Below are 15,569 nucleotides of genomic sequence, written 5' to 3'. Positions count from 1 at the left end.
TATGTTGTGCTAACAGCATCCAGTTAAATATTGAAATATCCATATTAATATATGTCAATGTAAAACTGTGGGATCTTGCACAAAAGAAAATAGTTTTCTTATTTATATCAGGAACTCGGGAAAAACTTGCAAAAGGATCGTGAAAACAAGACATTACAGGCCTTTACCTGACAACAGATCACTACTTCTTTTACCCTATGGGTAGCATTCAAAAACGCATTCTGTAGTGATCTAACTGCAAAATAAAACATATAAATATATAATGAATAGTTGATATCAAATGCAGATCAAACGGAGATGTATAGCATGGTAAGTGAAATGACTCCAACCCGAAGAGTTCTGGCAGCAGTGCTTGGAGGCAGGGTTGACTATGTACCCCCTGCAAATCCCCTGGCTCAAACCACAACCGAACTGATGCAGATATGCAATGCCTCCTGGCCAAAAGCCCACTTTGACAGCAAGATGATGGCAGACCTTGCAGCCGCTCCCTATGAGGTCTGCGGCATTGAGGCTGCACGTCCCCAGTTCGATATTTCTCTCGAAGCAGAAGTCCTTGGGTGCAAACTTGACTGGAATAAACCGGACAGGCCTCCTGTAACTGGCCCTGCTTATACAGACTCCTCAGATATAACCTGGCCCGATAAATTGGAAGAAGCCGGAAGAATACCGGTAGTGCTCGGGGCAATCGAAGAACTGAGAAAGCGCTACGATGGCATGCTCCCTATAATCCCAGGACTTACATCCCCCTTTACGGTAGCAGGTCACATAGCAGGTGTTGAAAATATAGCCAGGTGGACAAAGACCGACCCAGAAAAAGCCCATGCCTTCATTGAAGCAGCAACCGATTTCGTGATAGCTTACGGGAAGTTGCAGACTATTTACGGGGCACATATCATCTTCCTCGCTGATCCTTCGGCTTCTGGGGACCTGATTTCTGCGGAAACATACAGGGAATTTATACTTCCTTCCCACAAAAGAATAGCAAAGGAAATAAGCTGCCCTCAGATCCTGCACATCTGCGGAAATACCAGTAAACTCTTGCCTTACATAAAACAAAGTGGAATTGACTGCTTCTCCTTTGATGCCGTTCCAGTCTGGTATTGCCGTAAGGTAATGGGCAACGATATGTCCATTCTCGGAAGTCTGGATGTCATAGACCTGATGCCAAACGGTACCCCCGAACAGGTTTATAACAGAACTAGGGAATGCATTTTGCAGGGAGCTGATATTGTAGGGACTTCATGTGGGGTCTCATATGGAACCTCCCTCGAAAATCTCAGAGCGTATGTTAGAGCCTGTAAAGAAACCCCAATCCCGAAATGCGATGATGTTGAAGATCTTGTCAGGCAGATTGGAGTCGGTATCGGTAGGAATATGAAAGAAAATGTGCTGGGAGGGGTGCAGGAATGATCAGGCACATCGACGTTGCGGTTCAGAAGATATTCGAGATGAAAGAGAAAGAACCTTCCAGGTTTAAAAAACTCATTGACGAAGGAATCATGATCGGCCTTGGGGTTGACATTGGAGACAAAAGTAAAGAAATAACTGCTGTCGACCAGATAAAGAAACAGAACATGCCGAAAGATCCCAAATATGCAGCCGTGGCAGAATCAGTGATCGAGGGGGACAGCGCCGAAACAGTAAACCTCACAACTGCTCTGCTTGCAGCAGGAAGAGATCCTACAGACCTGGTATTAAATGCCCTTATGCCGGGAATCCAGACCGTATGTGAGCTTTACGACATAGGAGAGAGCTACGTACCTGAAATCCTGCTGGCAAATGAAGCACTTGTAGGAGGAGTGAAACTTTGCCAGGAAAGGATAGGCGAAGTCCCCTCCAGGGGGAAAGTAGTGTCCCTCGTTATTGAAGGAGATGTGCATGATATAGGCAAGAACATTGTAGCTGCCATTCTCAGAGCAAATGGTTTCGAGGTAGTTGATATGGGGAGTGATGTAACGGTAGAAGAAGCCGTTAAAACCGTAAAGGCAACAAATGCTGACCTTGTTACCGGAACAACTCTCATGAGCACAACCAAAGGCGGCCTTAAAGACCTTGCAGAAATCCTTTATTCTGAAGATGTTCCCGTAGCCTGTGGCGGGGCTGCAATCGACAGAAATTTCGTCGAGACCTTTAGTAACTCAATATATGGAAAAACTCCACTTGACGCAGTAAAAATCGCAAAGAAGATCTGTGCAGGAAAGAGCTGGAAAGAAGCCCGTCAGGAACTTTACTGATTCTACTTTACTTCCATCTCTATTTATTATTCTTCTTTTTTATTTTTATTATTCAACCATAATTTTTTTATTTAACTCTATATCGGGAAAGAAACGTTCTACGATAACAAATAAAGAATGCTGGAAAGTGAAAATAGCGTCAGATTCAATTTTCAAATATTTTGGTTGAATACTCCTCTTGCTAGTGAAAATTTACACATCCATAAAGAGGAAACAGTAATCTAACAAGAGTAATTTTACTCAGTAAAAAACTTAAAAAAAATTATCTGACCCTGAAGAGAATACCCGCTATACACAGGCACGAAACAATACAACCTAGATTCGGCAGGTAAACATATAAGTTAATATAATTAATTTTCATATTTCTTTTCTTGATCTTCCATGGCAGATAAAAACAACAGTAGAAGAGTTGAATCCTCAATAAAACGTACAAGCTTCTTAGGTCACCTTGGTCTTATTGCTGGAGTTTTCCAAGAGCTTGAAGTTGACAAATTGATCGATGAGAAACTTCCTAAAGAACGAGATCACAAGGTTCCTCACTCCGTCTGTATCCTTGCCATGGTACTCAATGGTCTTGGTTTCATAGGGCAACGTCTGTACCTTTTTCCTGATTATTTCAGGACTATTTCTATAGGAAGACTTTTTGGAGACAGCGTCACACGAGAAGACCTGAATCAATATGCTATTGGAGAAACTCTTGACAGAATCGTAAAGTATGGTCCTACAAAACTGTTTACTGAAATCACTCTTCACATTATGAATCGTCTACCTATTCCTGTCCATTGTTTACACGCTGACACTACAAGTGTCAGCGTTTATGGGGATTATGAAGACGAAGAAACTGAGTATATTGATATTACTTTTGGAATACCCAAAAACGGAAGATGGGACCTCAAACAATTTGTTTTGAGCTTGATTGTTAATCAGCATGGAATACCACTTTTCATGAACACCCATTCAGGGAATGCTTCAGACAAAAGCACAATTCTGGAAGCAATCAAGTCTCTCAAATCAGCTTTAAGACCTGAAAGCAAAGTGTACTATGTAGCTGATAGTTCTTTTTACACTGATAATAATATCAAGAACATAGGAAAGTCATTCTGGATCAGTCGTGTTCCTGCAACAATTACTGAGGCAAAGGAACTGCTAAATGCAAATCTAAACCTGAAAACGTTGAAAAGCGACGAAAGATACTCATTTTATCAAACCTTTGTGGATTATGGTGGAGTTAAACAAAAGTGGGTTTTGTTACTCTCTCATAAAATGAAAGAAAAAAAAGAGGTAACTCTCAGAAGGAAGCTTGAAAAAGAGCTTGAAAAAGCAGAAAAGTCGCTTAAAAAACTGGCAGGAGATGACTTTTTCTGTGAAGAAGATGCATTAAAAGCAGCAGAAAAATGGATTGCAGATTTCCCTTCCGTTCTTTTTGAAAAAGTAGATTTGAAAACCATTAAAAAACGCGAAGCAGGTAAAAAAGGCAGACCTTTAAAAAATGAAAAATTAAAGACATATTATAAGATTGATGGGGTTATAAAGGTTAATGATGCTTTTGTTTTAAAAGAAATGGAAAAATGGGACTTTTCATTCTTGCAAGTAATGATATCAGTCTTTCTCCTGAAGAGATGCTGAAGTATTACAAAGGACAGGATAAAGTAGAAAAAGGATTCAGATTTTTGAAAAGTGATGCCTTTAGCATATCGAAGGTTTATCTCAAGAATAAATCAAGAATTGAAGCGTTGACAATGATAATGGTTCTCTGCTTAATGATTTATTCTATTGCAGAATGGAAATTAAGGACAAAGTTAGAAGAAGAAAATGAAACGGTTCCAGATCAAAAAGGGAAACCAACAAAAAGACCAACAATGAGATGGATATTTTTCAAGTTTCAGGGAATTACAGGACTTATAACGCAGAAAAAAGGGAAAACAAAGTCAGAAATACTGAATATGGAAGAAATTCACTGGAAAATATTGAGTCTCATGGGAGAGAAATATGAAAATATATATCTATAGTTGCGTTAACCTGCCGAATCTAGGATACAAATTTAAAATAGTTCTCCAGAATACATTGTCATAAACCCAATAATACGAAACAAATATACGAAACAAATATACGAAACAAATATACGAAACGAATATACGAAACAAATATACGAAATGAATATACGAAACGAATCTAAATTTTTTACTTATTCCAGATATCCAGTTTAACCAGGGACTTTTTAGATAAAACTGAGTATATCTGCAGACAAATATTTAATCAGGAGTCAAATCCCTTGTTCCAGACTGAACCTATACTCTACCTGCAATCCCTTGGAAACGATTGGCTTACATCCCTTATGATTCTGATAACTTCAATGGGATCATCGGCTTTTTTAGTTTCCATAGTAATTATCGTAACTTTCGGGATTAGTTTCCGGAAAGGTTTTCTTCTGTTCCAGCTTTTAATCTGGACAGGGCTGATTACCGAGATCATTAAAACAGTAATCGCCTTTCCAAGGCCGGACTATGTAGATAATAGAGTACTGAACCTTGAATACGGAGTGAAAAGCACGTCCCCTTTCAATGGGAGTGGGCCTGATTGTGTGTTCGGACTTCCCGATAAAGAAGTTCTCGAAACCTTCCGTCTTCAAGAAACACTTTCCCCGTCACCTTTCGGTTTCCCTTCGGGGCATGTTGCAATTACGACTGCACTCTGGGGGGGAAGCTCCACGATTTTCAACAGCCGGAAAATCAAAATGATGGCTCCTTTTATGGTATTGCTTGTAGCTTTATCGAGAATGTATCTTGGAAGACATTTCCTTGGAGATATTCTTGGAGGAGCTATTATAGGTTTATTTTTCCTGACTGCTTTTACCTTCTTTCTCAAAAGCTCCCTGAAAGATGATTTTTTCAAGAAAGAGAATTTTGAACTTGCACTCAGACGCAAGAACCTAATTTTATATTTCGTTATGTTTGTTATCCCTCTTGTTCTTATAGCTTCATCTATGATAAGTGCAGAAGCAGCGGGTTTTTTCCTCGGCACGAATGCGGCATATGTGTTGATTATACGAAGAGGGCTCCCTGATGATGCTGGAAGTACCGAACAGAGAGTTTTGAGGATATTTATTGCGTTTCTGCTGTTCGGGATCTCAAGCTTTATTCTGAGTACCGGGTTCGAGAATATTGAAACTGCAGCCTATTTTGGCCCTACACTCATCGAGTTCTTGAAAGCTTTTATACCTGCATCTACAATCTGGGTGTCTGTAGTTATCTGCACAAAGCTCAACCTGTATAGAAGAGAAAGGGAATTCTTAAGCAGCCGGAAAGGAAATCTTGAGCAGCCAGGTCAAGGAATGGAGTAGAAATACATCAAAAAGGACTCGGTGGAGTAGAAATACATTAAAAAGAACGCGGTGAAGTAGAAATCTATTAGGCAGTGTCTCAAATTTGCTGTAAATTTGAAGTCAAGTCTTTGCGTATTTGTCGATAATTGATCTGCCAATATGGAATTTTCGACCCTGCAACTTTTTGAGTTTTGTGATTTTACAGAATAATTGGCACACTGCCTGTTTTGTGGTTACCGCACTTTTGCGTGATGATGCACATCAATTCAGGCAAATTGCATATCATCATGCTCTTTGCTGGATTCATGATGGTAGAAACTACAAGAAATCAAGGCCGATAGTTCCTTATCATAGAGAAAAGCTTCCAGCTTTTCTAGATCTGACTTTCCGCAGATGTCCATTCGATTTTCACAATTTTTCTTGCTATCGTTTTTTCTGAAAATTACCCTGCTTATTCAAATTTCATTGAAAGATTCTAACCTCTATTTCCGGAAGTTTCAGTTGAGATAATAATTGCAAATTATTGAACAAATGCACAAAAACAATAGCCAGAAAAATGTTCTTTTTTTCAAGACATCTGCGGAAGGTCGGCTGGATAGTTACTGGGATTTTTATGGTAAATTTTGTGAGTTTAGAATAAAACCAGATTCAAGAGGTAACATAGCAATTATCTATTAAGTTTGATCAGTTGTTTTCTAGCAAAATCGGATATGAACAGCTGGATGAAAGAATCGCTAAGACGAAGGAGAACAAGGAATAGCTGTTAAAGGTACTTGTTCTGCCAGAGGTTCCGCCGCATAACAATGCAGTGTAACTGGTGTCGAGAGCAAAGGTCAGAAAAAGGGATGTGAGCCTTCAAACCATACAGAGGAAGGAACAAAGGCAAATGACACATTTATGACGATTGTTCAGACAGCAAAGAAACTGGGGGTAAGTACATATCAGTACATATGTGATAGAGTCGGCAGTACATTTGAGATGCCATCTCTGGCTCAACTCATTAGAGAAAAAAGCTCAGTGAGTGGAAGGTGAGAGATTTCCACTCAATTTGAAGAAGATACGAAAGATTTAATATATCTGCAAGACCCAAATTTTACCTGTAGCAATAAATATAAAAATTAGCGTCGGAGTATTTATTATATCGAAAAGTAAATAAAAAAATAGTAGAATTTATATAGAAAGGGAAGTGGTACATTTTTAATACAAGTATGATTATTAAATAACAATTATTTTTGTAAGTTGGCTTGCCAGTAAATGGTTGCTACAGAGGTCAATTCACATCTACATGAAATTTCATTTATAGGAATTGAGACTATGAAAAACAAAATAATTGCATTTGATTTCTTGAGGGCTTTAGCAATAGCGATGATTATTCCGGCTCACTTAAGTAACTTTTTATCTTTCACTTATCTCAAGTTAGCTCTTTATGCCGTTGATCCTTTTGTTGCAAATATGGGACTGGGACTTTTTATATTTATGAGTGGATATTTGTTATATTATAACAACCATTCAATAAAATCGTTCCAGAACGTATTGTCTTTCTACAGAAACCGACTCCTGAGGATCTTTCCCCTTTACTGGGCAGCGATTGCTGCTTTTACACTTGTGTTCTTTATATTTGCTCCAAGGCTAAACTCAGGTTTTGAATTTCCCAATGCCGCACATGTGTTTAGTTTTCACAATCTAATCATGCATGTACTGGGACTACAAATCTTTCTTGCCCCTGCATATGCGTCCCCAATGCTGACATTATACTTTGTAGGTTTAATTATTGTTTTCTACGCAATTTACCCGCTTATCATTATGCTTTCAAAAAGTTCAAAACAGATCTTACTTTATTCTTCTCTCATATTTCTCGGGTGCTTGTTAGTCTCGAGAGCTTTTAACATCATTGAGTACCGCTTTTATACGTTTTTCCCAATGTTCGTTTTTGGGATTCTTACCTGTAAGGAAAGCCTATTTGAAAAGTCAATGATGATTAACAGGAAAAATCCTTTTGTCCAGATATTGCTGGCGGCCCTCCCTGTTATGCTGGTACTGGTTATCGTTTTGGGCTCGAGAACAACCCTTCTCCTGGACCCAAAGACTACATTTACTATTGAATCTGCAGGCAGTGGCACGATAGGGTCTTCTACAGTGATATCGATGCTAGGAAATATGGCAAATTCACTGGGCCTGAGTTACCTGATCTTAAAATTCATCATTGATTCTGTGCTTCTTAACTTATTCGTTATAATATTCTGTGTTCTGGAATACAGATTTGCAATGAAATTTATCAATAATGAATTTTCAAGCTCCCTGAGTTCTGCGTTTACGTATGTCGCTACAGCTTCATATTGTATCTATTTGTTCCACAGGCCATTTCTGGCGCTCTGGAATTCAGTGACGCACTTTATAAGTAATCCACTCCTGCATGATGTAATCCTTATCTTCATAGCGCTACCTCTCCTGGTCGTTATCTCTTATCACCTGCAGATTCTTGAATTATATTTGAAAAAGCATCTTTTTCATAAGAAAGCGACTCACAAAGACTTTCCTTTTAGAGGTTATTCAAATAGCTCTGGCAAGTGAATTATGGTAGAAAAATTCCTGTGAAAAAAATCGGAGTTTCAAAATTCAGAACTGAAATCTCTAATTCCCGTGTTTCGTCTCCCGAATCTCATCTCGGGAGGACAGGACCATTTTTGCTATGCTTCGCTTTTCTCAAGAAGGCTGAATTATAATGAAGATACTGAGATGAATCAAGAAGGTTAACTTACCTTATTTCTGTCTCGTTCGAGTCCGGTCCAACCGAACAGGTTCATCGTTTGGGCTCCCATAATCCCCAGGGAAAACTAAGGAATAATAAAAATATTCCTTCAAATTTTTAGTTTGGGAGTTGATGTATAGTTCTATTTTCCCAAATAATCATTTTTGGCAACAAAAACCCTTGATATTATATTTGAATCATTCCTAAATGGAAAACTTACACCACACTGCTTACGGTATTTCTTCACGGCCTAGCTAAGGCATGCAGGTTGTCCCAGACCCAGATCTCTGAATTCCGGGGAGACTCTCAGAAAGAAGATATAGACATCTATGACCATATTACAAACTGAATTAAAAGAAGATTATCTGAAATTTATCTGAAATATGTTCCACAGCTTTTAATCAAACCCTAAAAGATTTTATATATTATTTAATTTTACACTTTTTAACTATAGTCACGCCTGTAATTGTTGCAACAAAACACTTCATTGTACCTCAGAGCAGTTACATTATTTAGCCTCGTGACTATAGGGTCGTTAACATATTCTATTTTTGTATAATTCTATAGATTATAGGGTCCTTCCAAATAAGTACTAAAACTAAGGGTATACAATGCTTATTTTGGATAATAGGTATGCATTTAGAGTTTCCCCAATTAAGGTACACTCTAAAAATCAATTTTTTAGATAAATAATCTATAATACTCTTTTAAATCAAGAAGAGAGCGAGATAAATACTTTATTCTTTTACAATTTATATTTATTTATGAACAAGGCATCTGATGTCATTTTTACCCATACAAAATCCAATGTTAAAAGTAAGGAAAAATCAACGTTTAATTTACCAATTAAAGTATTTATACCCTTTAAACAGCAAATAGATCCTTTAATAAATGTACCTTAACGGGGGGAGGGCTGACACTATATTTAATTGGGCAAATAAGATTTAATATCCCTTAAAAAACTACTCATTTTTCAAGGGGTCTAATAGATTAACACATGAATTTTATTCATTTTACACATATTATCTAATTATTTTAAAAAAATAATTAAATAAAACTTTAAATACTATAAATGTTATAAAATTAGTAGTTATATACTAAAACATGTATTATACTCAAAAAAATAAGTTCAATTTTATATTTAAAAACTATTATCTTTGGAAAAAATGGGTGGATCACATGAATCTTATTTTGAACCTTTTAGTTCTCGTTTTTATGATATGGCTTGTGTTTTATATTCTGTTTAAACTGCTAAATATTATTACACGAATACTGGATAAAAAACAGTAATATGTTGACACATTTTTTGCGGAGGCTCCACCCAGCAAATCTTAAAACTTGTGACTTATGCATCACTCCCTATTTTCTTAAAATATATCCCACAGATTTTAATTAATCGCTAAGTAAATTTATGTTTTCTATTTTTTGTCTTTGTGAAAATCCAATGCATTTAATGCAAATCGTGAGTAAGCAGCAGCTGGCCCTCCTCCCATCTCGATGGCCACATCTATAGTTTCATATATTTCTTTATCTGATGCACCTGCTAAACAAGCCTGTTGAACGTGCCATTCAATACAGGGTTCACATTTAGTAACAATAGAAATAGATAGAGCCATTAGTTCCTTATGTTTCCGTGAAAGGCAACCAGCTTCAAATGCTTTCTTTTCTAATTCAAGAAAAGAGTTATAAGTAATACAATTCTCTAAAAATTGAGAATGGTGTTGCTTTCTATCGTTTATACTTTGATTTATTTTATCTTTGACAAATTTATCCATGTAGTCACATCCCGATAATAGGATTACTCTAACTCTACTTAAGTATTTATTTAGTTTAATTAAACTGATCCGAAAACTAACTTCTCAGGTTGTGTCAAAAACGATGCTCCTTTTGATTTTCTGCTCCTTCTCAAATTTAAGCCTTCTATGGCAATTCACTGCTCAGTTTAGCAATGGTTTGAAAAACCATAGTTAGGGCAACCTTACTACTCAAGGTAATGACAGGATCAATAATCAAAAAAGTGTGGGTGAAAAGTAGTAAAAAGTACTCATACATTTGTGCCTGTTATTCGAAGAATATCATGTACGTTTAGAGAAACAACTATAGGTTTTTGAATGAACTCTAGCTTGGAGTTACACTTTTTAGTATATACTATGGTTTTGTTCTCTGCTTTTGTTATTTAAGCCGTAACCAAGCCACGGAGGCCATAACATCACCTAAAAGTGCCGCGACTCCATAACAGAATTTAATCAAGTTTCACAAATAAAAAACAGATTTCTTTTTCAAAATATTCCCAGTAAATTAACGCTGAGGGGGAGATTCGAACTCCCGTAGCGCAAAGCGCTACCGGTTTTCAAGACCGGCGCCGTAGTCCGCTGGGCTACCTCAGCAGGTTGAAAAAATCATTCTTACAGCTTCCCGCAAAGGGAAATATACAGATTAGCATTTGATTCCGGAAAGCGTATACAACAAACCCGATTATGGTATATAAAATTTGCGAAGAGAAAGTGCTCTTCGCCTCTCTGAACAATTAAAAGCTGAAATCAGACTTCCGGTTCTGAGGATTCCTCGGTTTCTGGTTTAGACTCAGATTCGGGTTCAGCCTCTGCTTCAGCTTCGGGCTTGGCTGGTATCTGAGTTTCGGGTTCTGCTGTAATCTTTTCAATGAACTGGACTTCCTTAAGACCAGCATACTTGAAAAGTTCGGATGCAACCCTATCCTTTGCCATGAGCCAGCGCTGGTTGAAGGTCAGACCTGTTGGAGTATAAATCTTTGCAACACCGTCAACAGCCTCGATTTCCAGATCCCTGAGGCCGGTATAGAGGGCAAGAAGACCCTGAATTTTCTCAACTTCAGTCTCAAGAACATTTTCAATAGTATACTCATAGGTAACGGTCTTGCCTGCAAGAGGACCATTAAAGTCTACAGTGACCCTGCGGCCTATAACCCTACTGACAACTCCTCTTCTGCCATCTACCTCAACAGGAAGACCAGGGTGAACATTTCGGTCTTTCAGTTTTGTGATAGAAATCGTTTCTACAAGCTTGGGATTACTCAGGCCAAAAGCCTTTTCCGGAGGGATTACAACGCTTCCGTTGTAGCCGACTTCCTTTCCCTCGAGATCTTCATCAAGTCCCTCAATAGTATGATTTGCCCCGACAATAACAACGTCTCCGCCGTAAAGCCCGCGCGGATTAAAGATATCCTCCTTTTTTGCTAGTTCTTCGTCTGTTGTATCGAAAATTCTGCCGTCTTCGAACTTACCTGTGTAGTTCAACTTTATGAAATCGCCTTTCTGGATTGCCATAATTTTCAACTCTTTTTATTAAATAAACTAAATTGATAAGCAAGAAAATTATTCATTGTCAGCCAATTCAGCGTAAATGTGTTTCACGCTATAGAACTCTGCCTTTAATAAGCTTTTTGGGAATCCACAGGGTTACTGTCGATTTTACGGATACTTTCAAAAAATTGTAGTTTTAGGAAAGATTTACCAGAATCACTATCATTCGACCTTGAGACTTACATTTAGCAGACAACTGGCTTGAAAATAAGCAGGTAAAACTATTTTATTTTAATGCTTATGGTGAGCACCAGCTTTTGTAGAAAGAGTGCATTCCTGCAAACAACCTGAACAAAAGCAGAGGTTCCGGCAGGAAAAATTTCTATCCCGACACTTTGAGAGCCGGAGAGTCGGTGATTTCTAAGTTTAATGACTTTCTCATATTTCATATGTCTTTCGATTACTATTTATGCAACGAAATTACAATCAAATATTAGAGTATAATTCTGGGAATCACAGTGGAGAATTTGGGGTCTACTATTAGTTTTTTCCGCTAAGTGTCCTGTTGAGTTTTACCACCAGATGTGTGGAATAGGTACTTAACAGAAAACTTTTGTTTTCGGGAGAGGTATATGGAAAGGAAGCTTATGAGAATAGGGGTTTCCATGCCAGGGGAACTTCTGGACAAATTTGATGAAACTCTTATGAAGAGAGGGTATTCCTCTCGATCCGAGGGAATAAGGGATGCCATCAGGACATATAACCAGCACTATGACTGGATGCAGCAGATCAAGGGCAAAAGAGCTGCAACGATTTCTATAGTATATGATTGCTCAAAAAAAGGGGTATCGAGCACCCTGGCAAGCATTCAGCACGAGTACCTGGACCTGATAAATTCCTCAGTGCACTTCCATATTGAGCCAAACTTGTGTTTTGAGGTAATAATTCTGCAGGGAGAAGGGGAGAAAATAATAGAACTGACTGAAAAAATATTAAGTTTGAAGGGAGTCAAGCACTCCAGGTTAACAACTGTTCCAGAAGAGAAGATTGAAAAATGAATCATTGGTCATCGGTTAAGGAATTTTCTTGCCAGGAAGTATTGATTTTGCATCAGAAACCAGCTTTCAATTTGGCCTGTTTACATGAAATCGACACCCTATTCCAGCCCAGAACTTAATAAAATATTTAGCAAGCATTGTGGGAATGGACGCAGTTTGTCACGATTTCCACTTCACAGAAGACGCATGAAAAGTGAATATAAAATGGGAATTAAAGCTTTCTGATCATGGAAAATAGTTTAAAATTTACTTATTCAAGACTCAGTACCAAAATCCAGTGATAAACGTGAAATTGAAAATCACTAGATTTTATAATTGGTTATAATCCATTAAATACGTCCTCTCGATGGAAGTCTTTCGATATCAAATATTGAGTTTGATTGAAGAACGAATTCTTCCTGCAAGTTCATGATTTCAATCGAAAAATACAAAAATCACTAGATTTTGGACCAGAGTCTTATTCAAACTTCAGATATTAAATTCCACTTCAAAAGCTGTGAGTATTCCTGAAGACATGGAATCGGAAACCACTCGTATATTTGTTCAGAAGCGGAAAAACTCAATTCATCGGATAGAATATAAGGAATTATTAAGGGGTAAGCTAGCAAATCGTTATGCTCGCTTAAAAGTGATCTTTATGGGTCTAACAAAAATTCAGGTTACATTAAATGTATATGCAACGAGTTTTGAGAGATTGGCGAAGGATGTAATAACTAATCTGTTTATTAGAAAATGGATACAGATAGAGAAAGAAAATGTTGTATCCGTAGAGGATTCCATGCTTCCTGAAATTATCAGAATTCAGTCCGAAGGTTTTGGAACTAAAAACCAAAATGGTGTTAAACGATATTCGAAAAGAATGAAAAAGATCTTCTATGTGATAAAAAGCTAGGATCAGGTTGTGGGTTACTGCATATATTATTTGAAGCCTGTTCTATCCCTAAAGGGTTTTAAGAAAAAATCCGTAATCTATTCAATTTCAATAGATAAGAATTTTAGAAGAAAGCACCATGGAGAGAATTTATTAAAAGAAAGCATTAAAGAAATGAGGATAAATAGGATATCTTCGATTCTCTTATATGTAAATACGGAAAACTTTCCTGCCATAGGGTTGTATGAAAAAATGGGCTTTAAGATAATTAAAGAAATAAAAGACATCTGTGGCTCGAAAGAGACATGTTATGAAATGGAATTAAGAATTCTTTAATTCTCAGGTCTTTCTCTAATTCCTTGACCTCTCTAATTCCTTAATTCCAATGGCAAGTCTCATCTTTTATCAAGATTGAGAAACAAAACCATACTTTTTCAGTATATCCTGTCCTTCTTTTCCGGTCACAAAATCAAGGAACTTCTGAGCTTCTTCTTTATGTTCGGAAGAAGAAATCACAGCTATAGGACACTTAACAGGAATACTAACAGGCACGTTTCTAACGATTTTGATAGTTCCTGGTTCTGCAGTTTTTGCGTCGATTGTGTATACAAACCCTGCATGAACTTCTCCTCTTTCCACGTATGTGAGTACTTGTTTGACGTCTTCAGCAAATACCATCTTATTTTCGAGCTGACTCCACAAACCCGCTTCAGTCAATGCGGTGCGTGTATAATTTCCGACAGGAACTGTATCAGGATTTCCAACGCCGATTTCAGTCACAACGCTAAATATGTTTGATTTTTTACATCAAGTGTGGATCAAGATTCCGGATGACCACATGGGAAGCTAAAAACTCCAAAAACGAAAACTATTGGAAGAAGTAAGAGCGCACCGTTGCGGTGTATTACCAGTGTAAAACACTACTGTTAAAAGAATGAAATTCAGACGTTTGTTTAAGGTTTTGCATTCCCCTATAAGATAGCATCGATCTCATCTAAACTTTTACAGTAATTTTGATAGTTATGAGTGTTCTCTTTTCTTACCAATATTGCTTTAATTCCTGCGTTTATTGCCCCTTCGACATCTGCAATATAACTGTCGCCGATCATTGTTACTTCACTGGTATCTTCGAGTTTTTCAAGCACTCTCCTGTATATCTGGATATTTGGCTTTTCATACCCTATCTGTGCTGACGAATATACTTGAAAGAAATAATCACTTATTCCTAAATCTCTGACCAGACTGGATAATTCAGGTACATGGTTTGAAACGATTATATTTTCATAACCTTTACTTACTGCCCTTTCTAAACAGGGAATTGTATCATCATAAAGATGCCATTTTTCAATATATAAATATTTCATTTTTATTTGACCTGCAATTTCAGCTGATAATGTCTCATTGACCCCAATTTCATGTATTATTTTAGAAAAGTGCAGTGTCATATAATCCCACCACTGGACTCCCCCTAAAAACTCTTCGTGAGATATTTCCGGAGTGTGCCAGGGAAATCCTCTGGTAAGAAGTGGACGAATATCCTCAAGTTTAATGCTGCCGTATCCATGTTCCTGTAATAGGTCGTATATAGTTTGTCCCCACATTCCATCCCGATAAGCCAATGTATTATCAAAGTCCCACAGAAGATATTTTTTATGCATTGTAATACTCCTTCATGCATCTTCAGTTAAGTAAGGAATCTTGACAAATTGCGTCCATTTCCAGAATGCTTGCTAAATATTTTATATGTTATGCGCTGGAACATGGTATTGATTTCATATAAACAGACCAAAATTTAAGGTCGGCTTCTAATGCAAAATAGACAGCTTTCAGGAAAGAAAATTCCTTGACCGATGACCAATAAAGCTTATTTTGCATTTCTGGTACATGGGAAGAAAGATAAATGAATTTTAGGAATCCAAAAACAGCAAGTTAATTTAAGTAATGATATAAATGGTTGATACCGGATAAAAACATCTATTCCTATTACTCTTGCCGTTACTCCCTAAATCAAGGTTCCACTCTATAAGCCATAATTTCTTCTTTTAAAAAATCTT

At 37.3% G+C, this 15,569-nt stretch carries 12 protein-coding genes, 1 tRNA gene and 1 pseudogene; 8 read left to right on the top strand and 6 right to left on the bottom strand.

Going from position 1 to position 15,569, the window contains the following annotated elements; all coding sequences use genetic code 11:
- Window positions 1–306 precede the first annotated feature (306 nt).
- From MSVAZ_RS08905 to MSVAZ_RS08890, 4 genes and pseudogenes are all read left to right on the top strand, one after another.
- On the top strand, window positions 307–1,410 hold the full coding sequence (locus MSVAZ_RS08905) for an MtaA/CmuA family methyltransferase (protein ID WP_048120319.1): 1,104 nt from the start codon (window positions 307–309) through the stop codon (window positions 1,408–1,410).
- Window positions 1,407–2,234: a methylthiol--CoM methyltransferase gene (locus MSVAZ_RS08900; protein ID WP_048120317.1), complete on the top strand. Its 828-nt coding sequence runs from the start codon at window positions 1,407–1,409 to the stop codon at window positions 2,232–2,234. The genes MSVAZ_RS08905 and MSVAZ_RS08900 overlap by 4 nt, the downstream gene beginning before the upstream one ends.
- A gap of 381 nt (window positions 2,235–2,615) precedes the next feature.
- Window positions 2,616–4,243 (top strand): annotated as a pseudogene (locus MSVAZ_RS08895) (IS1634 family transposase).
- A 263-nt stretch (window positions 4,244–4,506) separates the two neighbouring features.
- Complete coding sequence (locus MSVAZ_RS08890) at window positions 4,507–5,574, top strand: phosphatase PAP2 family protein (RefSeq protein ID WP_048120315.1); 1,068 nt, start codon at window positions 4,507–4,509, stop codon at window positions 5,572–5,574.
- 248 nt (window positions 5,575–5,822) lie between these two features.
- Here MSVAZ_RS08890 and MSVAZ_RS21550 read toward each other — a convergent pair whose 3' ends face one another.
- Window positions 5,823–5,957: a hypothetical protein gene (locus MSVAZ_RS21550; RefSeq protein WP_269746814.1), complete on the bottom strand. Its 135-nt coding sequence runs from the start codon at window positions 5,955–5,957 to the stop codon at window positions 5,823–5,825.
- An 853-nt stretch (window positions 5,958–6,810) separates the two neighbouring features.
- Between MSVAZ_RS21550 and MSVAZ_RS08885 the strand changes: the two genes are divergently transcribed.
- Window positions 6,811–8,127, top strand: coding sequence for an acyltransferase family protein (locus MSVAZ_RS08885; RefSeq protein ID WP_232316270.1), 1,317 nt, complete (start codon window positions 6,811–6,813; stop codon window positions 8,125–8,127).
- A 1,596-nt stretch (window positions 8,128–9,723) separates the two neighbouring features.
- On the opposite strand, the gene MSVAZ_RS08880 is transcribed toward MSVAZ_RS08885, so the two are convergent.
- The 3 genes from MSVAZ_RS08880 to MSVAZ_RS08870 form a co-directional block, all read right to left on the bottom strand.
- Complete coding sequence (locus MSVAZ_RS08880) at window positions 9,724–10,080, bottom strand: carboxymuconolactone decarboxylase family protein (protein ID WP_048120311.1); 357 nt, start codon at window positions 10,078–10,080, stop codon at window positions 9,724–9,726.
- A 527-nt stretch (window positions 10,081–10,607) separates the two neighbouring features.
- Window positions 10,608–10,692: transfer RNA gene (locus tag MSVAZ_RS08875), tRNA-Ser, on the bottom strand.
- Window positions 10,693–10,845: 153 nt separating this feature from the next.
- Complete coding sequence (locus tag MSVAZ_RS08870) at window positions 10,846–11,610, bottom strand: peptidylprolyl isomerase (protein WP_048120309.1); 765 nt, start codon at window positions 11,608–11,610, stop codon at window positions 10,846–10,848.
- 608 nt (window positions 11,611–12,218) lie between these two features.
- Here MSVAZ_RS08870 and nikR point away from each other — a divergent pair.
- The 3 genes from nikR (at window position 12,219) to MSVAZ_RS21195 (ending at window position 13,851) form a co-directional block, all read left to right on the top strand.
- A complete protein-coding gene (nikR, locus tag MSVAZ_RS08865) occupies window positions 12,219–12,644 on the top strand; it encodes a nickel-responsive transcriptional regulator NikR (protein WP_048120307.1) in 426 nt (141 codons plus the stop codon).
- Between the two features lie 637 nt (window positions 12,645–13,281).
- Complete coding sequence (locus MSVAZ_RS21200) at window positions 13,282–13,536, top strand: hypothetical protein (RefSeq protein ID WP_232316269.1); 255 nt, start codon at window positions 13,282–13,284, stop codon at window positions 13,534–13,536.
- A 9-nt stretch (window positions 13,537–13,545) separates the two neighbouring features.
- Complete coding sequence (locus MSVAZ_RS21195) at window positions 13,546–13,851, top strand: GNAT family N-acetyltransferase (RefSeq protein WP_232316268.1); 306 nt, start codon at window positions 13,546–13,548, stop codon at window positions 13,849–13,851.
- Between the two features lie 69 nt (window positions 13,852–13,920).
- On the opposite strand, the gene modA is transcribed toward MSVAZ_RS21195, so the two are convergent.
- Together modA and MSVAZ_RS08850 are read right to left on the bottom strand one after the other, a co-directional pair.
- Entirely contained in the window at window positions 13,921–14,295 is a 375-nt protein-coding gene (gene modA / locus MSVAZ_RS08855) for a molybdate ABC transporter substrate-binding protein (protein WP_232316267.1), read from the bottom strand.
- A gap of 191 nt (window positions 14,296–14,486) precedes the next feature.
- Window positions 14,487–15,173 carry an HAD family hydrolase gene (locus tag MSVAZ_RS08850; protein ID WP_048120302.1) on the bottom strand — a complete coding sequence of 229 codons (687 nt, stop codon included), beginning with the start codon at window positions 15,171–15,173 and terminating at the stop codon, window positions 14,487–14,489.
- Between the last annotated feature and the right edge of the window lie 396 nt (window positions 15,174–15,569).

Origin of the sequence: Methanosarcina vacuolata Z-761, from assembly GCF_000969905.1 — an archaeon.
Classification (GTDB): Archaea; Halobacteriota; Methanosarcinia; order Methanosarcinales; family Methanosarcinaceae; genus Methanosarcina; species Methanosarcina vacuolata.
Note: the sequence above shows the minus strand (reverse complement) of the source record. Positions and strands in the feature narration are given on the sequence as shown.